At 63.2% G+C, this 21,202-nt stretch carries 19 protein-coding genes; 6 read left to right on the top strand and 13 right to left on the bottom strand.

Annotated features, from left to right (window positions below; genetic code table 11):
- The 8 genes from ABZ624_RS38970 to ABZ624_RS38935 form a co-directional block, all read right to left on the bottom strand.
- On the bottom strand, positions 1–250 hold a 250-nt coding region (locus tag ABZ624_RS38970), incomplete at its 3' end, for a transposase (protein ID WP_360099682.1).
- 31 nt (positions 251–281) lie between these two features.
- Positions 282–1,664 carry a hypothetical protein gene (locus ABZ624_RS38965; RefSeq protein WP_360099680.1) on the bottom strand — a complete coding sequence of 461 codons (1,383 nt, stop codon included), beginning with the start codon at positions 1,662–1,664 and terminating at the stop codon, positions 282–284.
- 607 nt (positions 1,665–2,271) lie between these two features.
- Positions 2,272–3,912: a hypothetical protein gene (locus ABZ624_RS38960; protein ID WP_360099678.1), complete on the bottom strand. Its 1,641-nt coding sequence runs from the start codon at positions 3,910–3,912 to the stop codon at positions 2,272–2,274.
- The gene (locus ABZ624_RS38955; RefSeq protein WP_360099676.1) at positions 3,909–4,736 is read right to left on the bottom strand and encodes a septum formation family protein; all 828 of its coding nucleotides are present in this window, start codon (positions 4,734–4,736) and stop codon (positions 3,909–3,911) included. Before ABZ624_RS38955 ends, ABZ624_RS38960 begins: the two co-directional genes overlap by 4 nt.
- Positions 4,737–4,780: 44 nt before the next feature.
- Complete coding sequence (locus ABZ624_RS38950) at positions 4,781–6,163, bottom strand: glycosyltransferase family 2 protein (protein ID WP_360099674.1); 1,383 nt, start codon at positions 6,161–6,163, stop codon at positions 4,781–4,783.
- Positions 6,160–6,729: an archaeosortase/exosortase family protein gene (locus tag ABZ624_RS38945; RefSeq protein WP_360099672.1), complete on the bottom strand. Its 570-nt coding sequence runs from the start codon at positions 6,727–6,729 to the stop codon at positions 6,160–6,162. The genes ABZ624_RS38950 and ABZ624_RS38945 overlap by 4 nt, the downstream gene beginning before the upstream one ends.
- Positions 6,730–7,131: 402 nt before the next feature.
- Positions 7,132–7,710, bottom strand: a complete 579-nt coding sequence (locus ABZ624_RS38940; RefSeq protein ID WP_360099670.1) for a CAP domain-containing protein — start codon at positions 7,708–7,710, stop codon at positions 7,132–7,134.
- 132 nt (positions 7,711–7,842) lie between these two features.
- Positions 7,843–8,910 (bottom strand): glycosyltransferase, encoded by a 1,068-nt coding sequence (locus ABZ624_RS38935; protein ID WP_360099668.1) that lies wholly within the window; start codon positions 8,908–8,910, stop codon positions 7,843–7,845.
- A 355-nt stretch (positions 8,911–9,265) separates the two neighbouring features.
- Between ABZ624_RS38935 and ABZ624_RS38930 the strand changes: the two genes are divergently transcribed.
- Entirely contained in the window at positions 9,266–9,847 is a 582-nt protein-coding gene (locus ABZ624_RS38930) for a DUF11 domain-containing protein (RefSeq protein ID WP_360099666.1), read from the top strand.
- A 507-nt stretch (positions 9,848–10,354) separates the two neighbouring features.
- Here ABZ624_RS38930 and ABZ624_RS38925 read toward each other — a convergent pair.
- Positions 10,355–10,840 carry an NUDIX hydrolase gene (locus ABZ624_RS38925; RefSeq protein WP_360099664.1) on the bottom strand — a complete coding sequence of 162 codons (486 nt, stop codon included), beginning with the start codon at positions 10,838–10,840 and terminating at the stop codon, positions 10,355–10,357.
- A 99-nt stretch (positions 10,841–10,939) separates the two neighbouring features.
- Positions 10,940–11,923, bottom strand: coding sequence for an aldo/keto reductase (locus tag ABZ624_RS38920; RefSeq protein WP_360099662.1), 984 nt, complete (start codon positions 11,921–11,923; stop codon positions 10,940–10,942).
- Between the two features lie 818 nt (positions 11,924–12,741).
- Between ABZ624_RS38920 and ABZ624_RS38915 the strand changes: the two genes are divergently transcribed.
- Both ABZ624_RS38915 and wecB read left to right on the top strand, forming a co-directional pair.
- Positions 12,742–13,536: a sigma-70 family RNA polymerase sigma factor gene (locus ABZ624_RS38915; RefSeq protein ID WP_360099660.1), complete on the top strand. Its 795-nt coding sequence runs from the start codon at positions 12,742–12,744 to the stop codon at positions 13,534–13,536.
- A 63-nt stretch (positions 13,537–13,599) separates the two neighbouring features.
- Complete coding sequence (wecB, locus tag ABZ624_RS38910; RefSeq protein ID WP_360099658.1) at positions 13,600–14,823, top strand: UDP-N-acetylglucosamine 2-epimerase (non-hydrolyzing); 1,224 nt, start codon at positions 13,600–13,602, stop codon at positions 14,821–14,823.
- A 71-nt stretch (positions 14,824–14,894) separates the two neighbouring features.
- On the opposite strand, the gene ABZ624_RS38905 is transcribed toward wecB, so the two are convergent.
- Together ABZ624_RS38905 and ABZ624_RS38900 are read right to left on the bottom strand one after the other, a co-directional pair.
- Positions 14,895–15,998 carry a chaplin family protein gene (locus ABZ624_RS38905; protein ID WP_360099656.1) on the bottom strand — a complete coding sequence of 368 codons (1,104 nt, stop codon included), beginning with the start codon at positions 15,996–15,998 and terminating at the stop codon, positions 14,895–14,897.
- Between the two features lie 126 nt (positions 15,999–16,124).
- Positions 16,125–16,286, bottom strand: a complete 162-nt coding sequence (locus ABZ624_RS38900) for a hypothetical protein (RefSeq protein ID WP_360099654.1) — start codon at positions 16,284–16,286, stop codon at positions 16,125–16,127.
- 449 nt (positions 16,287–16,735) lie between these two features.
- Here ABZ624_RS38900 and ABZ624_RS38895 point away from each other — a divergent pair, with 449 nt between their 5' ends.
- On the top strand, positions 16,736–17,149 hold the full coding sequence (locus ABZ624_RS38895) for an SsgA family sporulation/cell division regulator (RefSeq protein ID WP_360099652.1): 414 nt from the start codon (positions 16,736–16,738) through the stop codon (positions 17,147–17,149).
- Between the two features lie 470 nt (positions 17,150–17,619).
- The gene (locus tag ABZ624_RS38890) at positions 17,620–18,462 is read left to right on the top strand and encodes a hypothetical protein (protein WP_360099650.1); all 843 of its coding nucleotides are present in this window, start codon (positions 17,620–17,622) and stop codon (positions 18,460–18,462) included.
- A 63-nt stretch (positions 18,463–18,525) separates the two neighbouring features.
- On the opposite strand, the gene ABZ624_RS38885 is transcribed toward ABZ624_RS38890, so the two are convergent.
- Positions 18,526–19,881, bottom strand: a complete 1,356-nt coding sequence (locus ABZ624_RS38885) for a right-handed parallel beta-helix repeat-containing protein (protein WP_360099648.1) — start codon at positions 19,879–19,881, stop codon at positions 18,526–18,528.
- Between the two features lie 38 nt (positions 19,882–19,919).
- On the opposite strand from ABZ624_RS38885, the gene ABZ624_RS38880 reads away from it, so the two are divergent.
- Complete coding sequence (locus ABZ624_RS38880) at positions 19,920–21,125, top strand: Dyp-type peroxidase (protein WP_360099646.1); 1,206 nt, start codon at positions 19,920–19,922, stop codon at positions 21,123–21,125.
- Positions 21,126–21,202 lie beyond the last annotated feature (77 nt).

The raw sequence follows: 21,202 nt of genomic DNA, 5'->3' as shown, positions 1-21,202 counted from the left end.
GGACGGTCAGATCACCACGGATGCCGACCACGTACGCATGCCCCCGCACGGCCAGGGCGGCGCGGAAACCGACGCTCCACCCATAGCACGCGTCGGCCACCCCGGCCGGCGGCACCAGTCCCCATCCGGTCAGTTCGTCCAGGGCGTCCAGCGCGATGTGCCACTTCTCCCGATGCCCGACGCCCCGGGGCACGCCGGTCCACTGGCGCCGGACGGCGCCCTCGGCCCGGCCATCGGCTGCCGCCGGCACAGGGCCCGGCACGGGCGTCTTGTCTCGCTGGTCACAGTGTGTCAGTGATTGCTGATACGCCTGCAACGTCAGCGGGATTGGTCCCGCTCAGGGGCGATGTGGGGAGCGCGTCTCCAAGGCTACGCACCAGACCGGAGAGCTGGGTTGTGTCCTGCCGGGCGCGTGAGGGCGACGGCGAGACGCGGGGCCGAGACGGTGCCTTCGGCGTGCGGAGGAGTGCTTTCAGCAGGGGCTGCTTAGGACCCCACGGTTCGGGAGAGATGACCGGAAGTCGGACGGGTGGCATGTTGGCCACGGAGGTGTTGGTGATGACCTGGCGCGGCTGCGGGGAGGCGGTCGCCCGCTGGGAGGGGAGGGGCGCTGGCCGCTGCGCTGTCTTGTGCGACGTGCTCAACTTGCCTGCGGCCTCGGAGGAGATTTTCTTGCCCACCTGACGGACGCCCTTGCGAAGGGCGGCAACCACTGCCTTGGCTGATGATGCGGGCCGTGTCGATTGGACGCCTTGGAGACCGGTCAGATCGGCAAGGCCAGTGTCGCCCCCACGCGCTTCCGCGCTCATCGATGGATGTCCGAAGCCATAGGCGGAGTTCCACGCCAGGACATCGCGGAGATACTTCTCCGAGTGGTTGTAACTGAGGACAGCCTGGTTCAGCTGCAGGGGATCGTTGAGATCACGACTATTGGCGCACAGATAGGAAGCCGCCGAGGTGCTGGCGTCGAAGATATTGCTCGGATCAGCGGCGACGGTCGGCCGCGTTGTAATGCCCCAGCGCTTCCACGTCGGGGGGACGAATTGCATGGGGCCCACTGCTCGGTCCCACGCAGTGTTGCCATCGACTCTGCCTTGATCGGAATCACGCAGCGCGGCGAAGGGGGCACCGTCGAGCACCGGCCCAAAGATGGGTGACGCCGTGAAGCCGTCGCCGGTCAGCGAGCCTCCCCGTGCGTGATTGGACTCGACCTTTCCGATGGCAGCGAGCAGCGTCCACGACAGGTGGCAGCCCGGTGTCCGCTTCGACTGCTCGTAAGCGGCGCGGCGGTAGGCCATCAGGGCCAGAGCAGGGATGTCTTCCTGATCGGCGTCCATAGGGTACGTGGCCGAAACGACATCCGCTTCTTGTGTTTTATGTTTTTCGCTCTTGTGGTGGGAATGCTTCTTGAGGATCGGCAGGGGTGTATTGGTTGCCGTGTCCGACGGAGCAGGGGCAGGCAGGCTTTGCCGTGTCTGTACCGACGGAGGGTATGCCGCAGCACTCGTCTTGGGTGGCGAGAATGACGACAACGACGTGGTGACAGCCCCCGCAGCGCAGGCCACAACCGTTCCCATCATGATGACTTGCCGGGCTCGACGGCTGTGTTCTTTTGCGGCATGTGACTCTTGGCGCTCACCAGAGGATGAACTGACGTCAGACATGGCAATCTCTCCACTCGTACAGTATTTCTCGGCTGCCCGCTTATCACGTGCTTTCCTCGCTGTTTTGCCTAGAGGGTGGCAGCCGGTGGATATGACTCGATGAAGGCGGAGTGACGCGAATTCTCACTCTGTCGGACCGCCGTGAACCTTCAGGTAGGAGTATTATCCAACCCCCATCGCGCAGCACTGTTGTGCCCAGCCGCAGCTCGAACGCCCTGCGGATTTCAATGTTTTCCGTTCGTTGCACAACCGCCGCACAGACGCGTCATGTTCGAGCTGATGGGACGTCTGTCTTTTAAACGGCGTCGCCCCGAACGGCTTCCGCTCGACGGCGGCGGTGTCGTAGACAGCGGGACATCAAGAGGGAGAATCGACCATGTACGGAGGCATCGGCGGGGGCTTGGGCGGCGTCGTCGGGGGAGGTGGCGCGATGGCAGGGACCGGTGTGGGGCAGACAAGCATGCTCATCCTGACGGCAGTTGGATTGATCGTCGTCGGCGCCTTGTTATTGCGGTCCCAGTCGCTGAAGCACCGCCGGAACAAGCGCCAGTGAACGGCAGTGCCGGGGACCGGTTGCAGCAACCGGTCCCCGGCACCGTCGCTCTCGCTACAGGCCCCGCGCCTGCTCGCCCGTTGCCGCGTATTCCGTCCGCGCCTGCTCAGGGGACGCCGCGTATTCCCTCTGCGTTTGCTCTGGAATCGCTGCGTATTCTCTCCGAAACAGCAGACAGAGACAGAGCGCGGCCAACGGCATGCACAGAGCAGTCAGAAAGTCCACGAAGATCATGTGCTTGTGAAGCTCGGAGGCTCCCTCGGTCAGTACCACGGTCCAGAACTGGAGCACCAGGGCGAGTACCAGGCACACTGTCATCCGGCCCACCGCCCGTGCCGAATTTCGGGCCCAGGTCCGGCTGGCGAGTACGGCGCCGAGCGCCAGGGTGACGAGCCAGAGCAGCGGAATGAGGGCCGGCATCACATTGAAACTGTCGAAGATCTCGCTCACCACCGCGATCCGGTGCTCCTTGGCGTAAGGCGCATGACCGGAGCCGGCCGGATAGGAGCCGAGGTACTCGAGGTTCAGTCGGGTCATCCCCTGCACTCCGCGAGCCCCCATGGCAACCACCCGACTGGGGTTCTCCAGGGAGTGCAGCACGATCTTGGCCGGTGTGACGTTCCTCTTGTAGTCGTCCCAATACGGCGTCGTGGCAGCGGAGTTCTCATCGATCATGTTGGTGTTCATGGCGGAGATGAGCCGAGGATCGGCGCCCAGTGCCCGCAGATCCCCCACGGGATCTAGGCTGTGCGGCAGCATCTCTTTGAACACGGCGTCGTACCAGACGAGTTCGTTGAGCCGCTTGGGCTGTGATGCGGCGAATGCGGCGCCGACCCCGCAGAGCAGGACGCAAGCGATCAGCGCAGGCCAGCGCAACGCCAGCCACCGCGTGAACCGCTGTTGGCGGCCATCACCGGAGTTCGCCGGGTTCTTGCCCTTCTGCTGCACGCTCGGCCGCCATAGCAGCGCGAGCATGGTTACCGGAAGCAGGGAGATCAACTGGGGCTTGGACGTCATGGCGAAGAGCACGGCGACAGTGGTCAGCGCGATTCCGCCCAGCGACGAGGTCGGGCGCCGCCACAGCAGGAGCAGGGACGGACAGAGCAGAAGAAGGCTCACCAGTCCGGCCGGCTCGCTGAAAGGCGAGATGAAGAAGTCCGCGAACGCCGCGTCGCATACGACCATGCCGAAGCCGGCGGTCGCCACAAGCCGCAACCACACAGGGCCCGGCAGCAGCACAACCAGCAAGGCGATGATCACACCGAAGGCCGACGCGAGCAGCAGCCCGACCGCTCTCAGGTCGAGTGCACCGGGCAGTCCGAGTACCGGCGTCAGGGCCTTGGCGAGCCCCAGCACCAACTGCTGCGACGAGTAATACGGTTCGCCCGAACCCACCGCACCACATGTCTCCCCGTACCAGGTGTGGGGCACCCACGTCGGATAGACGTAGGCCGATGGCGCGGCGTCCCAGGGGTGGTTGCTCACCACGCCGAACACGCAGAGCAGCCGGTCGGCGTCTCCGTTGTCCCCCATACCGACCACCCCGCCCAGCAGCAGGCGCAGCAGCATCACGACCGTCCAGACAACCCCCGCGATCGCGGCTGCCGTTCGCACCGCCCGGCGGCTGGGTTCTCCAGCCGCCAGACGGCGTACCGAGGCCTTGGCCAGAGCAGCGCGTGCATAGTACGTGGTCATGCCCGTCCCTTCGCTCTCCCGCTGAGGGTGCCGACGATGGCCGTGCCCGGTTGGGCCGGGCCGACACCGCACTTCACCGTCCTGATGCCCTTCTCCCATTCGTCCCTGCCCGGCGTCTTGGCCTTGATCGCGAGATCTGGTGCGCGTTGCAGCCGTTCGTGAAGGAACTCCTCCACGAACGGCTTGCATACTTTGGCCGCTGCCGACTGGACGTCCGTGAAGGGCACCCTTCCGTCAAGGTCGAGCCAGGCATTGACCTCCTCGCGGTCATGCCCTTGATCGCAGGTGACGGCCATGTCGCCGTACTCGCAGTCGCGTACGGCCGATGACTCGGGCTTCTTCAGCACGTTGCGCAGCGGGAATGCCACGAGAGGCCCCTGCTTGGCCTCACGAACCGGGGGCACAGCGTCGCAACGCAGGGTGCGCACGCCTCTGGCCCATTCCGCTCGGGTCGGGTACCTCGGCCAGATGGAGAATGACGTGGTGTCCCGTGGCCCGGCGCCCAGATACTGCCTGAGCACCTGGACGTCGCACCGGTCCAGCGCGTACGCGTGCAGTTGCTCCGGGTCGGGCCGTTCCGGGTAGGTGGCGAATTGACCTTCGAAGGAGGTCACCTGGAAGGTCTCGCTGCGGTGTGGCCGGTCACAGGGCACGGGCGGCGCGATATCGCTGGGCTGGACCATTTCCAACTGTGTGCGGAAGGTGTGGCAGCTGCCCACGGCCTGCATGACTGTCGGCACGGCCGCAGGTGCCGAATTGGCAACCGTGCAGCCGGTCAACAACACGAGCCCGGCAGCACCCAGCTGAACAGGATATTTGCGCATGTCCATCATCTCGTGTGTCGCGGAATGGAGTGGTCGCAGGTGCGTCAAGCGTCTTTGGCGACCGGCTGACCGAGGGCGAAAACCTCGGCGTTGCGTCGCGTCTTGGCCCAGCCAACGCGGCCGATTAACAACCGTCCGAGGGCGCGCCAGGCGATGACGTAGAAAAGGTAGATCATCGTCGCATAGGCAATACCCCAGCCGAGGCACCGGAGCAGTCCGAGTGAGGGTTCACAGTGCCGGTGGTACAGATAGCCCCAGACCGCGAACTGCGTGATACCGAAGACCAGATAGAGCGAGAACTCGACGGCACCGCCGGTCCGGAGGAAGGTCAGGGTCGGCTCGGGATACAGCACCAGATTGTTCAGGAAGATCAGGATCGGCAGCGGGTAGATCACCGTTCCCACCAGCCATAGCCAGGGCTGGACCAGGTAGTACGAGATTTCCACGACCCCGGAGTTGGTCAGATGCGGTGAGCGCCACGCCTTGGACAGGTAGCGCATGCACTGCATAGTTCCCTGGCACCAACGAGTCCGCTGCGTCATGAAGCGAGGCAGGCTGTACAGCGCCTCCTGGTCCACCCAGGCCTCGGTGGCGTAGCCGGTGCGGTAGCCCGCCAGCATGATGTGCAGACCGAGCTCGAAGTCCTCCAGCAGCGAGCCGCGCCAGGGCTCACGGTCGTGGCCTGCGAGTTCATCCAGCGCACTCATCCGGCTCAGCTGGCCGTTCCCACCCATGCACACGCTCTTTGTCGTGCGGCGGGAAATCTGAATGGCGGAGATCGCCGCCCGGAACTCGATGTCCTGTAGCCGCACGAGCGTACGGCCGAACCAGTTCTGCAGCTTGGTCCCGTCCGGCAACGGCTCACGGATGTTCCGGTTGACCATGCGGACCTCGATCTGCACGGCGCCCATCTCGGCATCACCGAACAGGCTCGGCCCCGCGCATACGTCGAGGGCGTTGATGGACGGACGTGCGTCCGCGTCGAAGACAGCCACGATGACAGAGGTTCGGTTCACGTCGGCCGGCAGCCAGTCGTCGAGGGCCTTGTATGCGGCGTTCAGCGCGTGACTCTTGCCAGTACGGGCGTGCGGGCGGCGCCGCCGCACCAGGTGCACATACGGTGAACGCTTGGCATGGTCGTGGACGATGGCCGCGGTCTCGTCCTCGGAGTCATCGTCGATGACCCACAGGTGCACGTCGGGGAAATACTCGCGGAGATAGTGGAGAGTGCCACCGATCACGCTCTCCTCGTCTCTGCATGGGATGAAGAAGTGCCATGAGAAGTCATTCGCGTCGCCCGGCGGTTGTGGTTTGGTGCGTAGGTATGCGATGACCAGCAGGATCACGTAGAGGGTGAAAGTTGCGCTGATGACGAGGGCCAAGGCCATCGCCAGGCCGACGAAGCCGCTCTCTTGGAAATGGTTCACTGTGAGGATCCGTTCAGCCGGCCGTCCCGCTGCGGCCGTCGCATCGCGACGAGCAGCAAAGCCGTCACCGAGGCGGCCACACCCACCAGACTGAGGAGGGAGCCGACTACGGCGTGCGCCCAGCCGAAGCCCTCCTCTCCCCATCTCTGGGAAAATGATGCGATCAAACCGATGCGTACCTGGTTCGTCGCGATGAGCAAGGCAGCTCCGATGCCTGTTCCCGCGAGAATGCGGGAAACGGTGGAGCGCCGGCTGAGCATGAAGCCGGCGCCCACCAGGAGAAGCGGGATGATCAGCATCGCCGAGCTGCACCCTGCTGTGATCCGCAGGCCCATCGCGTGCGGCGTGCCGAGACCGAAGAAGGTCACCGCCTCACCCCAGTCCAAAGCGGTGGTTCCCGTAGTGACCAGCCCGATGACGTGCTCGCCCGCCGCGGCCTCGGCCGAACGGAACCACTCGTTGAAGCCGAAGAGCGCACCAGCGGTGAGGAGCAGAACAGTTGCGAGTACGAGCCGGAGGTAGGGCGGCTGAGATGGCCGTGATGTTCCGAGACCGAGGGTCGGCACCGGTGGCTGCCCATCAGCGGGAAGCACACTCACCTGCGGCCCGGGGCGACGAGATGTCGGATTCGGGTGCACTCTCAGGCCTTTCTGACACAGCGACGCCCGCTGCCCGGACGCCTCTCGCACGAAAGGAGGGCTCGAGGGGCGAACGATGACGCCAGGCGAGGACAAATTCAGCACAGTAATGCGGCACATGGATTACGGAGCAAACGGCGCGCCCGCGCGGGGTACGGACCGGCGTCTGCTGCCGTGTTCCTGGAGAACGGGCACTGGAGGGACGTTCGGCTTCACCGCGGGAGACCGTTTCACCTGCGGTGTTCCCGTTGTTCCGGTGTTCCCGGTCACCAGCAGCAGGGAAAGAGCCGTGCAGGAGTGTGCTGGCTGGTGCCTGCCCGGATTCTGTGCTCAGCGGCGGGATGACCCGTGCCTGTGACGCTTGACGGGAAATACATTCTGCTTGAATTCTCCAACAAGATTGCCTGGATTCTCGAATTCGACCGCGATGTATCTCTCGTAGTGGCCGGGCTTGCCTCCAACTGCCCGTGCGGCTCCGATGCGTGTGCTTTCCTTCCACACCAATTGCGTGAAATGACCGGTCCGGGCGCTGAAGCCGGCGGAATTGAAATCATAGTCCGAGACCTCTGCGTACCATCGGTCAACGGCGTTGCGTGCATCGACGGATCCGGAAGGCTTGCGGCTGGCACTGGCCCAGTAGAGAACTTCCCCCGTCCGCGATCGAAGCCCTTTGTGACCCTTGCCCAGTCTGTGCCCCTGCGACACCTCCAGCAGTCTCGACTTCGCGTATTTGGTGAGGTTGTCGTCGAGGCGCACCGGAGGAACGCCATGCCTGGCTCGAACCGCGTTCACGGTGAGCACGATTTGCTTGAGGAAGGCGTTGTCGGTCGCATCTTGAAAATCTCTGGGCTTTGAAATAGGCAATGCTGAGGCACTCAGGAGCCCGACAGCTCCGAGGAGTGAACCCACTTTGCTTAGCACCTACCCTCCATTTGCTAATGTCTCCACCGTCGGTCAGGCGAGTCACTACCGGCTCATTCACGCCAGGGGTCCCTTACCGCTTCCCCCGCCCTCCGCCTTCCAAGCAAGGGGCACCTCCTGTCATCTATTGTATTGATAGAGCTCACGGAGTCGGGCGGCTTGCGTGTCGCGGGTGTGACTGTGGAAGGCGCGCCTGGCGCTCTCGGAATGCACATGGCGATCGGCGGGGGATTTAAGGAGACGCTGGACCGTAGCGGCCAGATCCTCGGGATGGGGAGCGAGACCGGGAAGCCGGAGAGCTTGGAGTGTGGGAATCGATCGGGCGGCGATGGGTAAACCCACCTGTGTTGCCTGCAGCAGAGTGTCGCAGCTCCCTTCCCACGCCGCCGTATGCACATATACATCGGCTTTTTGCAGCAGTCGGAGTACGTTCCTTCGAGGCAGTTGGCCTGTGACACAGACTCCTACCTTCTCAAGGAGGCGTCGATAACGAGGTTCGCCTTCACCGATCCACATCCACGTGGTGTCTGTTTTGGCCGCGGCCACCGCAGCCTGAAAGAAAGCCGGATCTCGCTGAGGGCCCAGCGGACCCATGGCCACCGCGATGGGCGCTTTCGCCGGAGGTGATGACCCCTGCGACAGACCGAGGGCGTTGCCGTACGGCACATTGGGTACGTGAACGATTCTTCCGGTGCGGTGCAGACGAGCGGCCAGATGTCCTTCGCGAACATTGCATACGGCGACTGTGCCGGTACGTGGTGCGAGCAGGTACTCGCAGGTGACATTCAGGATTCGCGAAGCCCTGGTGAGATCCCGGCGCTCGAACGTGTAGCAGTGCGGACTGTACACGATGCATTCTGTCGGGATCCGGGGCGCAAGGCGGACGTATGCGCCGGCGTTGAAAGAGTGTGCATGTACCCAAGTGGGCTTGACTGCGAAATATGCTTCGGTGATGGCGCGTACGCGTGCTCGATGCCCGGTGGGTAAGGAGGCAATTCCAGCAGGCTGGGCGCCCGGGGAAAGCCTCAACGGCTTACAGGATTCCCAACCCACCAGCAGCCAATGCTCCATATGCCCCATAGCAGTGAGATATTCATTCAGGGCAATGGAGACATCCTCGTCAAGTGGATCAACAATGTGCAGCACCCGGTCCCGGGGGTGGTCGAAATCACAGGATGCGTTTCTCATCGATTAGATCTCCGGGGAGTCGCAGTGCATGGCATAGCACCCATAGCACATTGGCGATCGTCTGATGATAAGCGGCACCCGTGGCGCCTCATGCGTACGCAAGTTGGCGTACTCCTCAGTGCTTCTGCCGAGAGTCAGGGACCGATCTCGCACCCGCGGCGGTCATGCTGCGGCGGTCGGGGCGCAGGAGAGGGCTCGAGCGTGCCGACCGTGATCGTGACGAGGGCTTCCTGCGGGCGGTCACCTGTCTGGATGGCCGACCGTCATGGGGGGGAAGCGTGAGGATCTAATACGCAAACCCCTTTCCGACGATGCATGGGAAGGGCCCCTTCAATCCGATAGGTGAGTAAGACATATGAAGAAGCACTCAAGGCGGATGCTTGGCATCGCGCTCACGGTGGGCGGTGCTGCCGGCGCGTTGGGGCTGCTGGCTGCTCCGCAAGCCGTAGCGGCTGCGAGCGGTGCCGATCTGTCCGTCGCCAAAGCCGGTCCGGCGCTGGAGAATGCGGGAGACGCGGTGAAGTACGAGATCGTGGTCACGAACTACGGTCCCGACGCGTCAACCGGGTGGACGCTCACCGACCAGGTCCCGACGGGACTGCTCAACGCCAGTGTCAGTAGCTCAGACGCCAATTGCGGAATGAACGGCGGCACCATCGTGTGCCAGGGCGGCGGTTTAGCCGCCAATTCCAGCGCCATCGTCTACGTCACTGGCACTGCCGGCCCGAACGGTTTTCGGCTGACGAACACCGTCACCGTGGATGGAGCCGATCCGGACCCCTACACTGACAACAACGTTTCCTCTGCCAACACGAACATCCTGGCGATTCCCATGATCGATCCGACGGTCGGAGCGGCAACTGCCGCAGCCGCTGCCATCACCACCACGGGTGTGGTTCTCCGCCGCCGTCGGCGCATCGGGGGCGCCGCCCTCTAACAGTCTCCTCGCCAGGCGCTTCAGCGGGGCACACCGGGGCTGTAGGGCTCAAGAGGACAGCACGAAAGGGATCAGTGCTCAAAACTGGTCCCGGCCCGGGGCCCGCCTTTGGGCACTATGTGTCCCGCGAAGCAGTCCTGGTGCCAGCCCATGACAGATGGCGTCAAGGATGCCGCGTCATGACCCACGGCAGGAGGTGTTGTCTCGTTGCCGGGGGACGACCATGGCGTGGGCGCTGACCTGAGGTGGCTGGTCTTGTGAAAGCCGCGGAGGGTGGGTGACCTGCTGCTTCTGCAATGACATTTTCCGTTGCTTCGACGCAGCAACATAGCAAATGCTGAGGTATGCGCAGAGGAAGGCCACAAAGAGGGACCAGGAGAGCACGAGGGTCGTAATGACGTATTTCATGATCGGTGACCATTCTCCGGTAAAGGGAAAGCATCGCTGATCAGCTTGGCATCGACTCAGTGGTGCCAGAATCGTTCCCCATCGCGGGGTGCGACGGGCTCATTCGTGTGCGCAGTACATGACCGGGGTTCTCCGTCGGCCACACATGAACATCACCTGGACGCCACTGGGACGCATAGTCGGAGGCGCCTTTAGCCATGCGATGATGGATTTCTTATATCCCTCCTCGAGGTTTAGTCGGTGCAGCTCATGGGGGCTGAACAGGCCGAACTGCTGGTGCTCGCCGCTCAGTACGGGTTCGGCATGAGGTGTCAGCACGGGACACCCGTACGTGACTGTGAGGACACTGCGGCCGGGCGCCCGCTCAGATGACCAGACGTCCAGGAGGGGGCCGGCCACCGTCTTCCAACCTGATTCCTCGGCGATTTCACGCACCACGCACTGCTCTGGTGTTTCACCCAGCTCAAGGCGTCCTCCGGGTAGTTCCCACTCATCGCGTTCATTCAGTAAAAGAAGGACACGCAGATCAAGACTTAGGGTCACCCCCCTGACGTTCACTGAGTAGGCAGGTCGTGCGTGGGTCATCGTAGTCCTTCAACGCTGTGCTGGCCCGTAAAGAAGCGAGTTGAACTAAAATTCGAATTTATTCAGATAATAGGTGCGCGTAGGTTGCTGAGCCAAGTGCTACCGACCATCACCAATAGAGGCGGTGATTACCTCAAGCTCCGCTTCGGTGAAGGAGGTCTGCTCCGCTGCGGCGCACAACTCGTCTAGTTGTGCAGGGGATTCGGGGGTGATGATGGCTGACGACACACGACGGTCCCGTAATACCCAGCTCAGAGCCAACTGTGCGAGGGTCTGACCCCGAGCCGAGGCGACCGTTTTCAGGAGGTCGAGATCAGTGTGGTCTCTCATTGGCCACATCAATTGGTCTCGATGGCTATTCACATTCCGGAACGTCTTCGTGTCGAGTAATCCGTTCGCCAAAGGGTTGTCGGCCACGAAACTGACTCGATAGAAATCGAGGACGTCCAGAAGCGCTTCTTCCGCCCATCGGTTGAGTACCGAAAAGGAACCTTGACAAACGATGGGGGAACTGCCCAGCTCATAAAGGATCTCAATGGCTCGGCGGGCCATCGTCGGCGCGTAGCCGGCGAGCCCGATATAGAATGCTTTCCCCTGGTTCACTGCCGAAACCAAGGCTCCCATGGTTTCTTCGAGAGGAGTGCTCGGATCATAGCGATCCGAGTAAAGGATGTCGACGTACTCCAGCGATAGTCCACGCAGAACGGAGTCGAGTGATGACATCAATTGCTTGCGAGAGCCGAAGCCGAATGACTGTCCCTGCCGGGTTCCAAACCCTACGTGCGCTGCCAGCACGATCTCATCACGCTGGCGGCGAAGGCCTGCCAGTGCATCATTCATGCGTCTGCTGGACACTGACCTCCGCGCCATCCAGGAAGCGGGCAGGTCGAAGTGGGAGATGCCACGATCGAAAGCTCGTTGTGCCAGGGTTTTCCGTAGACCGGGCTGACGCCTGTTGCTGGCGCTGAGCGGCACGCACAGAGAGATGGCCGACACATGAAGACCGCTGTAGCCGCAACGGCGGTAGGGCATGTGCGGCGTACGGGATAGGGCGGATTCATAAGCCAAGAGTTCCCCCTGCATGTGAGCAGTCCGTTCATTTCGACGGCAATGTTCAGGCACTGTCGATCGGTACAGATGCCGGTGGGTGCCCGTGATGGGAGGTGCACTTCATATCGAGGAGAGGAACTCATGACCGATACATGACGGCGTGCGCACCAGACAAGGTGATGCGGGCCAAGGAGTGGCCCCGTACGGGCGGCGCTCCGCGGAGTGTGGCGCTGTGAGCCTGGTCAGCTGCCAGGCCGGCGGTGCGATCTCTGCGCTGATCGAGTGGTATTTGACCAGCTGGCAGCACGGTGGTTCGTAGCGTGATGTCATCCCTGCCTGCTCCAGGCGGTGGCATCTTCTGCCAAACGCACGGCGTGGAGTGACGTCAGGGAGAGATCGAGGCCCTATAAAGGGGTGGCAATCCGCCGCTGCGATCATGGGAGCCAACGCGTTGATGTCCTGGATCGACTCCTCGCCCCTTCTTGAATTGTACCGTGATCCTAGCCATCGTCCTTCCTCGGTCCAGTGCTGAGCAATCCCATCGAGGGCACGAACTCCATGGTTCTTCCATCAGTGGCTGATGCGTCGGTCCCGAATTGGCTGGACGCCGTTTTTTGTATACGTGCCGTGCGGAAACGAGCTGAGTCAGTCTTTCGAAATATATTTAATGGTCTTCTTCGAGCCTCGGCTTTGACGATTGATACGTAGCCTGGCATGGCGGCTCGCGCGATTTACCACAAGAAGAATTAAGTGGACTTCGCGAGCCGTGCACGTCCCTTTGGTGCATATCTAGTCGAGATCGAGGCCGACCGTCAGGTTTGCTCGCGGCGAGCCCTCATTCAGGAGCCGTCATGTCATATTCAACTGGACAAAGCACGCCGCAGGTCGGTCGTTCGGGCGGTGTCACTGCTTCCGGACGCGAAGCAGTGGAGTCCAGCGATCAGGAATTGGCTCAATCAGTGCGCGACGGTGACACAGAAGCCTTCGGCGTGCTTTTCCTCCGTCACAGAAATGCTGCCACTCGGCTTGCGTCGATGTACGCCGATGATGCGCACACTGTACAGGATTTCGTCGCCGAAGCATTTTCACGTGTGCTGCAAGCGCTCAGATCAGGCGGCGGTCCGTCCAGTTCCTTTCGAAGCTATCTGCTGAAGGTCTTGCGCAACGTGGTGGCCGAATGGGGGAGGAACGCCGGTCGGCAGGTATACGTGCCAGATGTCAGCCCTTATGAGATGGAGTATGCAGAGTCGGCTGGATGCGAAGCTCTCAAGAATTATGAATACGGGTTGGTGATAGAGGCGCTTACGTCCTTGTCCGAGCGATGGAGAACCGTTCTGTGGTGCACTGTTGTGCAATCTCAGCAGCCTGCCGCGCTCGCCAACATGATGGGTGCCAGTCCAAACGGCGTCGCAGCTCTGGCCTACAGGGCGAAAGAAGGGTTACGGCAAGCATATTTGAGTGTTCATTTGGATCAGAGGAGATGTCCCGGCCAGTGCTCCTATTTTGTGAGCCGGCTGGCCGCATTTTCCCGAGGGCGGCTCGGTGAACGCGCATCGGAGGAGGTGAGGCTGCACGTCAAGGGATGCGATTCGTGCGGAGATCTCTATCAAGAGGTCAATGAGTTGAATCAGTTCTTCCGAGTCTGAGATTGTCGAAGATGGCGCGTGCGCGCGTCAGCCATCCTAAGTGATTACTGGAGCTGATCATTCGTGTATGAAGAAAATGACATCGCGGTAGTACTGGGCACCCGCCCGGAAATCATCAAACTGGCCGGAGTCATCCGGAACCTGGGGGCGCGTGCCTCGATTCTGTATACCGGGCAGCACTATGATGCAGAACTGTCTGAGAGTTTCTTTCACACATTCAAACTGCCGCCGCCGGATTTACTGCTGAGTGGCATCAGCGGGTCACATCGCAGTATTCAAATCTCGAGTGCCACTTATCAGCTGGCTGACTATTTCCGGCAGACGCGACCGAGGCTGGTGATTGTTCAGGGCGATACAAACTCCACGTTGGCTGGAGCACAAGCAGCCAACTATTGCGGGATCCCGGTGCTTCATGTCGAAGCCGGCCTTCGTTCCAATGACCGTTCCATGCCAGAGGAAATCAACAGGCGCCTGGTGTCTGTGTTGGCGGACATTCATTGCGCGCCGACGTCGTGGAATGCTGCGAACCTGGTTTCCGAAGGGATCCCCTTGTACGCTGTCCGCGTCACCGGAAATACCATCGTGGAAGCTACATGCGAGTCGCTGCCCGGGCTTGAGGAATCTCGAGAGATCCTTGCGAGATATGGGCTCTGTGAGAATGAATTCATTCTCACAACGATCCATCGGCCGGAGAACACTGACGACCCTGAGAGGCTCGCGGAAATCCTGGACTCATTGGCCGAAGCTCCCATCCCAGTGCTCTTTCCGGTCCATCCCCGGACGGCTGCCAGCGCTCACGGCTTTGGTTTGACGGAGCGACTTTCGATGGTTCGGCACGTTCCGCCCATGGATTATTCCACGTTCCTTGCATTGGCGAGTCAGGCTCGCCTGCTGATTTCAGACTCCGGTGGGATTCAGGAGGAGTGCACAATTATCAAGAAGCCTCTGATTGTGGTGAGGCGAAACACTGAGCGGCCTGAAGCGATTGCAGCAGGGTTCGCCGTACGGGTGAGTCATCGGCGTGAGATTTCTGAGGAGATCGCCCGAATCCTGACGATGAGTGAGCTGGCGCGCGCTCTGGTCAACAGGCCCTGCCCCTTTGGCGATGGAAAGGCCAGCGAGCGCATCACGGAGATTGCCCTGACCATGGCGGAGGGCGGGGCTCTTCCACCGAGTCAGGCATTCGGTGAATTCTCGTACTCCCCTGAACTGCACGGCACTCATGGCGGGGCCGCGGGAAGGACACTGCGTCGTTCCCCGGTTGAGGGGGGCTCGCTCGCACAATAGACGTGCGCTCGCCGGCAGCCACAGAGTGGAGTAGGGGCTCGTGCCCGCCGGCGATCGCGGTCAATTTCCGGCTATCGACGCGACGCAGCTCTCTCGCGTCGGTAAAGAATGGCCCCCCCGGTCAGCAGGGCGGCAGCAGCGGCTGATCCTGTGAGCAGCACTTCAGTTCCAGTGCTGGCCATTCCGGCCCTCGGGACGGGGGGAGCGGCAGATACCGGGGCGGCCGGGCCGTGATTCAGCGTGACAGGTGCGATCGGAGTGCCGGGAAGTGCGGGGCCCATGAAGGCTCGAGTACGGGGACCACGTCCAGGGGAGGCGGGTGCTGTGGGGATGCTTGAGACTTGCTGCGTGGTCTGGCGTCGTGATGGGGTGGCCGCCTTTGCCGGGGCAGCCGGGAGTACTGAGGCGTGATGCCCCGGCGCCAACGGCGTTGAAGTGCTCGACGCTGACGGTCGTGTGCGGGGCAGAGACGGTTGCGAGGTGGTGGAGCCGTGGCGTGTCGGCTGCGGTGCTGTTGGCGTGGAGGGGGCTTGGTATGCGGGTTGCGAGGTGCTGGGCAAGAGGGGGGTGGTGGAAGCCGCCACGAGGTCTGCAGGCAAGTCGATTGCCTGGCGGGTGGGTGCGAGGGGGGATGAGGTGGTCAGCGCGGAGAGAGGTGCCGGAGGTGCCGAAACCACAGGTGCCCAAACCTGAGGTGCCGTCTGAGAGGTGAGGTCCTTCTGGGTTGGCTCGGCCGTTGTCGGTGTGGCCGCAGGACGGCCCGACGGCAGAGGTGCCGTCGGTGCAGCAGGAGTCTCAGTGGTCGAGCCCGTCGGAGTGATCGGGCTCAGGTCCGGCGACGGTGCTGTCCTCGGAGCCGTGGGGCTGTGACCCGGCGGCGTGAGCCGGCCGTTGCACGGGGGCCGATGTGCGTCATGGCCTTCGGTGCCGTTCCTCTGGTCGGACCGGGCCGGGGGGGTGGACGCATGCGCGCAAGTACTGGACGAGGCAGCATGCTGTTGCGCGATCGCGGCGACGGCCATGTCACAGACGTTCGCCGGCAGCTCCGACGGAAGCTCCACTGTGTTGCCCGACAGAACGTCGGGCAAGTCGAGGGTAGAGCTTTGCAGCTGGGCGGCAGCCTGCGCCTCGGAGCCGCATACCAGGACGCTTGTCGCGGCGGCGGCGATGACCATGCGCCTGCTCAGGGTTTTTCGCACTGTCGTTGTCTTCCTACTCGAAGAAGGTAGAAGTCGGCCTCGGGGCCAGTAGTGAGGCACGAGTCGATACCGATAAGCACGCCTGACCGGTGGGTGATGGGGTCAGGAGTTGATATCGGTGCCGATCGTCAGGCTCTGCTGGTCGGCCGGTTTGTCGCACAGGCTCATGTGGATGGCCTGGAGCTGGCCCTTGCTGAGCCACAGCCGAGAGCCGTCTTCCTCCTGTGCGTCACCTGCTTCCCCTTCTTGTTTCTCAAGGGCCATGGACCGTCATGGTTTAAGCCGAGCGAGTCGCAGTGTGAGCGTCCCGCACCATGGCCTGCGGGCTGTAAACGAGTGAAGAGGGCTTAAGAAACCGATGGATTACTGCACCGCCGGGGAATTCACTCTTGTCGTTCGTGGAGGCCGGTGCCGTGCGAGCGATGGAGCAGAAAGGATCTTTCGTTAAGTCACTAAATATCGTCGCGCGGCGACACCGCCATCAGTGGTTGGGCAGGCCGCCCCCTCCAGTCCAGACTGTCCGGACTCGACGAGCGGGAGACCGTCTGGCGGTGCTGGAGCAGCGCACGCTCGGGGCGCGCGTGGCGATGCGAGACCGACGATCCCCATCAAATTACCCTGTTTCGGACTTCATGTAATGGGGGAGGCGAAATTGACGCTTGTACGAGCTCATCGATCATTCGGCCGGTCCGGCCCCAAAGCGGAGAACGACTATGGACATCACTCTTGAGCAGCCGGTCCGCGCTCGTCTGGTCACCTTAGAGGACGCGGGGTGCCCGGCCGCCGCTACGCTCCGGTACACCTCCAGGGACCCGTTGGCCATCCACATGGACTTCCCGGCCGAGCTCTCACTCACCGGTGCTGACATCACTTGGTCCTTCGCCCGAGACCTGCTGTGGGCAGGCCTGACAGCCGTGGTCGGCGAGGGTGACGTCCATATCTGGCCATGCGCTCGGTCCACCACAGTGCTTGAGTTCTACGGGGCGGACGGCATGGCGCTGGTCGAGTTCGAAAGAGATGTCCTGCACTCCTTCCTGCTGCGTACGTACGCTGCCGTGGCTATGGGGCAGGAAGACGTCGGCCCGGCCATCGACAGCTGCCTGTCCGCGTTGATGGGCGGTGTGTGAGCGCATCGGGCGCTGTTGTGGTGTCTGTGGGGGAAGTTGCGGTGCGGACAGCTGGGTTCGGCCGCGTTTTGGGGATAGAATTCGCGGATCGCGGAGCGACAGTGCAGCTGGCGCTCCTCAGGCGTGCCCAGGTGCACTCGGGTTCCGGGAGTGCTGGGGATGAGCGGAGTCGGCGCCGGTCATCCCTGCACCGGTAATAGATCACCAGTGATGGGTATCGTCGCTGGTGCTACCGCCGTTTACATGAAGGCACTTGCCCGGATCAGTCGGCCACCGTCGCCGATACTGCTATGGAGCAGATGGTCCAGGTCCCGGCCGACTTCCCTGTCTTTTCGCCTCAATGGCTAACCGCACTGTTCAACCGGCGCGGGGTAGTTGCTCCGAGGCGTTGTATCTGGGATAGACAGTTCACGGCCGGGTCGGAATCGGAGGCCGTTCATGTCAACCCCTGTCTTTCATGAAAGGCTTCCATGCGTAGTTGGTTCATTACCCGTTCCTTACAGCGACTGACGCGCGGTTCACGCATGCAGGTTCTGGCCCTGGCCTTGGGCATCGGGGTGTCATGCTGCGCTCTGGCACTGGCCGGCAGTGACGGGGACCGTGTCAAGCCACGGGCCATCACGACCTCAGAGGCCCAGCGGCTGGCCATGGTGCGGTTCAAGGCTTTTGAAGCCAGCCCGCAGACAGTGACCGTGAAGATCGACGACGGTACGGACTCCTACGCGGTGCGGGGACTGATCGACTACGGCACTCGCCGTGGTGTGGGAACGTACGTCGCCGGGGCGACGGGCCAGAAGCAGCAAGCGGGACTGGTCGCCTGGGACAGCAGCGGTCTGGCCGTTGCTCTCGGATCGGGCGGAACGTCCCCTTCGTCGAAGTCTCCGCAGATCGCACGAGCTGCCGAGAAGGTCCGGGCCCGACTCTGGTCACCACGAGCCTACGCCGGGTATCCCCTGGACACCGCGCTGCGGGTGATTGCGGCGCTGGGGGAGGACCGGCCGGACAACGCACAGCTGATGGCCCAGTTCGGGGCTCTGCGCCTTGGAGAGAGCACCCTGCGCGGTAAGTCGTACACGCGCTTCTCCGGGCCGCGCCCCCGGCCGCAGTCCAGCGGCGCGGCCGGTGCGCCGCGACAGCGCATCGCCTCTTCTTCCCCGCTGACATACTGGGTTGACGAGGACGGAAACCTGGGCCGCCTGGAGATCAAGGGCTCGGCCATGGAACAGCCCGTCACCATTGACTTCCTCGGGCATGAGGCACATGCGAAGGTGCCGGCCGCGCCCTGGCAGGGAATGTCACGGCACGCCCAGTGACGGCGGCAGCAGCATGACGGGGAGGAGGAGAGACAGGGGCCTGTTCCTCCTCCCCCTCGATGGTCAGCGGCGCGGTCCGGGCAGGCCGTACGCCGCCAGGGTGACCTTGCCTGGCAGATGGAGCGCCGGACGGGCAGCCGCATGGCGGGCGTCGCGCATGCCCGGCTGCGGCGGGGGAGCCGCGACGTCGCGGAAGGAAACCCCTGGCGGAACCGCGTCAACTGTCGGCAAACGGCCAGGGACAGGCATGGCAGTGTTCCGTCCCGGGCAGGTCGTCAAGGCACGTGGCAGTGGGTAGGGGCTCGTGGGTGCTCGGCCGTTGTCGCTGTAGCAATTGTTCGCAGTGCGGTGCGCCATCACCACAAGTCCCAGCTGGCCGTCGTCCACGGCGTTGCCCTTGATCTGATTGCCGACGGCCGGATAACCCTGCACGTCCTGCAGGACGAAGGCACCCACGTGATTGCCCTCGACCCTGTTGTGTTCGAAGATATTGCGCGTACCCCCACCGATGCCGACTCCGATGCCGAAGCCCCCATCGGCCTGCTCAGGGCTGCGGTCGTCATTATTGTCGCTGATCGTGTTGCCGACGAAGACGGCACTGTGCTGGGGGCCGAGCGCTTCCAGGTTGTTGGAGAGCACGGTCAGGCCGACGCGATTGCGATGGATGGTGTTGCCCAGCAGATACAGGCCCTTCGAAGCGTTCGTGACCTCCATACCCACCGCGTTGTGCTCGGTCAGGTTGTTCCGCACGATCGTGTGGCAAGGATTGCACTGGCCGACATAGATGCCCGAGTCTGCTTGTCCGGAACCGTAGGAGTTCTCGATCACTCCGTCACGGGCGTCGAAGGCGTAGATGCCGTAGAGAGCATTGTTGTACGCCGTCACGTACGAGGCGCGAAAGCCGCGCAGCGCCGGGAACTTGATGGTGTCCAAGGGGTCGTAGTTCGCGCCGCCGCCGGCGCCTGCGCCCTGCAGCGCTTCGTCGGTGACACCCGTGAACAGCAGTCCATTGGCGAGATGGTTGCGTACGGTGAGGTTCTCGACGACCGATGCCGCTCCGGTGACGGTGATCCCGTTGGTGCGCTTGAACTCGCCGTCGATCACCACCCTTGAGCGGTCGGTCCCCCTCAGCACGATCTGAGGTTTGCTGATGGCGACGCTCTCCCGATAAACACCCGGAAAGACCAGCACGGTGTCGCCCGATCGAGCGGAATCCACCGCCTTCTGGATGGACGGGAACTGGCCAGGAACACGCAAAACCGTGGGCCGGCCGCTGGGTTCCAGCCGGTCTTCGGTCACCGGAGCGGCGCAAGCTGCCAGTCCGAGCAGGGCGATCAGAAGGCCGAGGACGATACCCAGGAGACCTGGCGAGGCGGTGCCGGCATGAGGCACGCGGTGTTTCGTGACGAGGAATCGCATGGCGCCCAGGTGTAGCCTGAGGCGCGCCGCAGCCGGTCATGATCGCCCCTCTCTGTCTTCGAGGCCCTCGTGCGCCCGTGTGCTCACGAGGCAGCGCTGTCGGCGACCTCGCACCTCCTCGCGTGACGAACCCTGGAGCGCCGGTGATCAGCACGCCCTCCGATTCTCCTCCGCCGACTCGCCGCTCGTTGCTGGCAACGGGCGCGGCATTCGCTCTCGTTACGTCAGGCTGCGCGCCCGGGGGACAGCACCGCGACCGATCGGCATCGGCCAAGGGCCAGCTCTCCGAGACACGCCCAGATGAGCGGACAGCGCCGCCCCGGCAGCAAGGCATCAGTGGTCCCCAGCCGCTGCATGTCCTGGTCGCGGCCTATGACCTGGCACCGCATCAGCGTGGGTCAGACGGGCGCGGAGCTGTGCGCGGGGTTCTGAACCAGTGGTCAGCGCTCTCTCTCCCGGGCACTGCCACCCGCACCGTGGCGCTGGGCCCCGCGCTGTACCGCAAAGTCGGCCTTGCGGTCCCGGCCCGACTCCGGCAGATCCCGCCGTTCCCCCGTGACCAACTCGATCTCGGCCGAAGTGGCGGGGACATCCTGGTGCAGGTGTGCGGTGACGCTCCCGAGGCCCTCCACGAGTTTTCCAGCCGGCTCACCGCCGCCTCCGCCGGCACGCTCACGCGTCGCTGGCAAGAGCGCGGATTTCTGCCCGCGCACGCCCAGGGGGAGACGCCCCGTAACCTCTTCGGTTTCAAGGACGGCACGGAAAACCCAGCCGGAGCCGAACAGGAGCGCTGGGTCTGGAACCCCGACGGCAGTACCTATTTGGTCTACCGGCGTATCCACATGGATGTCCCCGCGTTCGCCGCTCTCCCGAGGGCTGGTCAGGAAGCGGTCATCGGACGTGAACGCAGCACCGGTGCACCGCTCGGGGCCCACCGTGAGCACGATCAGGTGGATCTATATGCCAAGTCTCCGGAAGGCCGCTACATCATCCCTGCCGACGCCCATGTGCGTCTCGCCAACCCGCGGTTGGATGGCGGCGCCCGTATGTTGCGCCGCGGATACTCATACGACAACGGGTCCGACGACCAGGGGTTGCTGTTTCTCGCCTACATGCGCGATCCCGCTGTCTTCACACGCGTGCAGGAACGCCTCGACCGGTCCGACGCGATGGGCAGGTTCATCGAGCACCGGGCTTCCGCCGTGGGCTATGTGCCACCAGGCATGGAGCCTTTTCAACGGTGAGCCTCCAGGGTGAGGATGGCCTTTGTGGTTGACGTGAGTGCGTTCGGGCTGAGTCTGGCCTTGCGGAGGATCCGCCA

Source organism: Streptomyces sp. NPDC007205 (assembly GCF_040634095.1).
Taxonomy (GTDB): Bacteria; Actinomycetota; Actinomycetes; order Streptomycetales; family Streptomycetaceae; genus Streptomyces.
The sequence above is the reverse complement of the archived record's forward strand: the minus strand, read 5'-3'. Positions and strand labels throughout refer to the sequence as shown.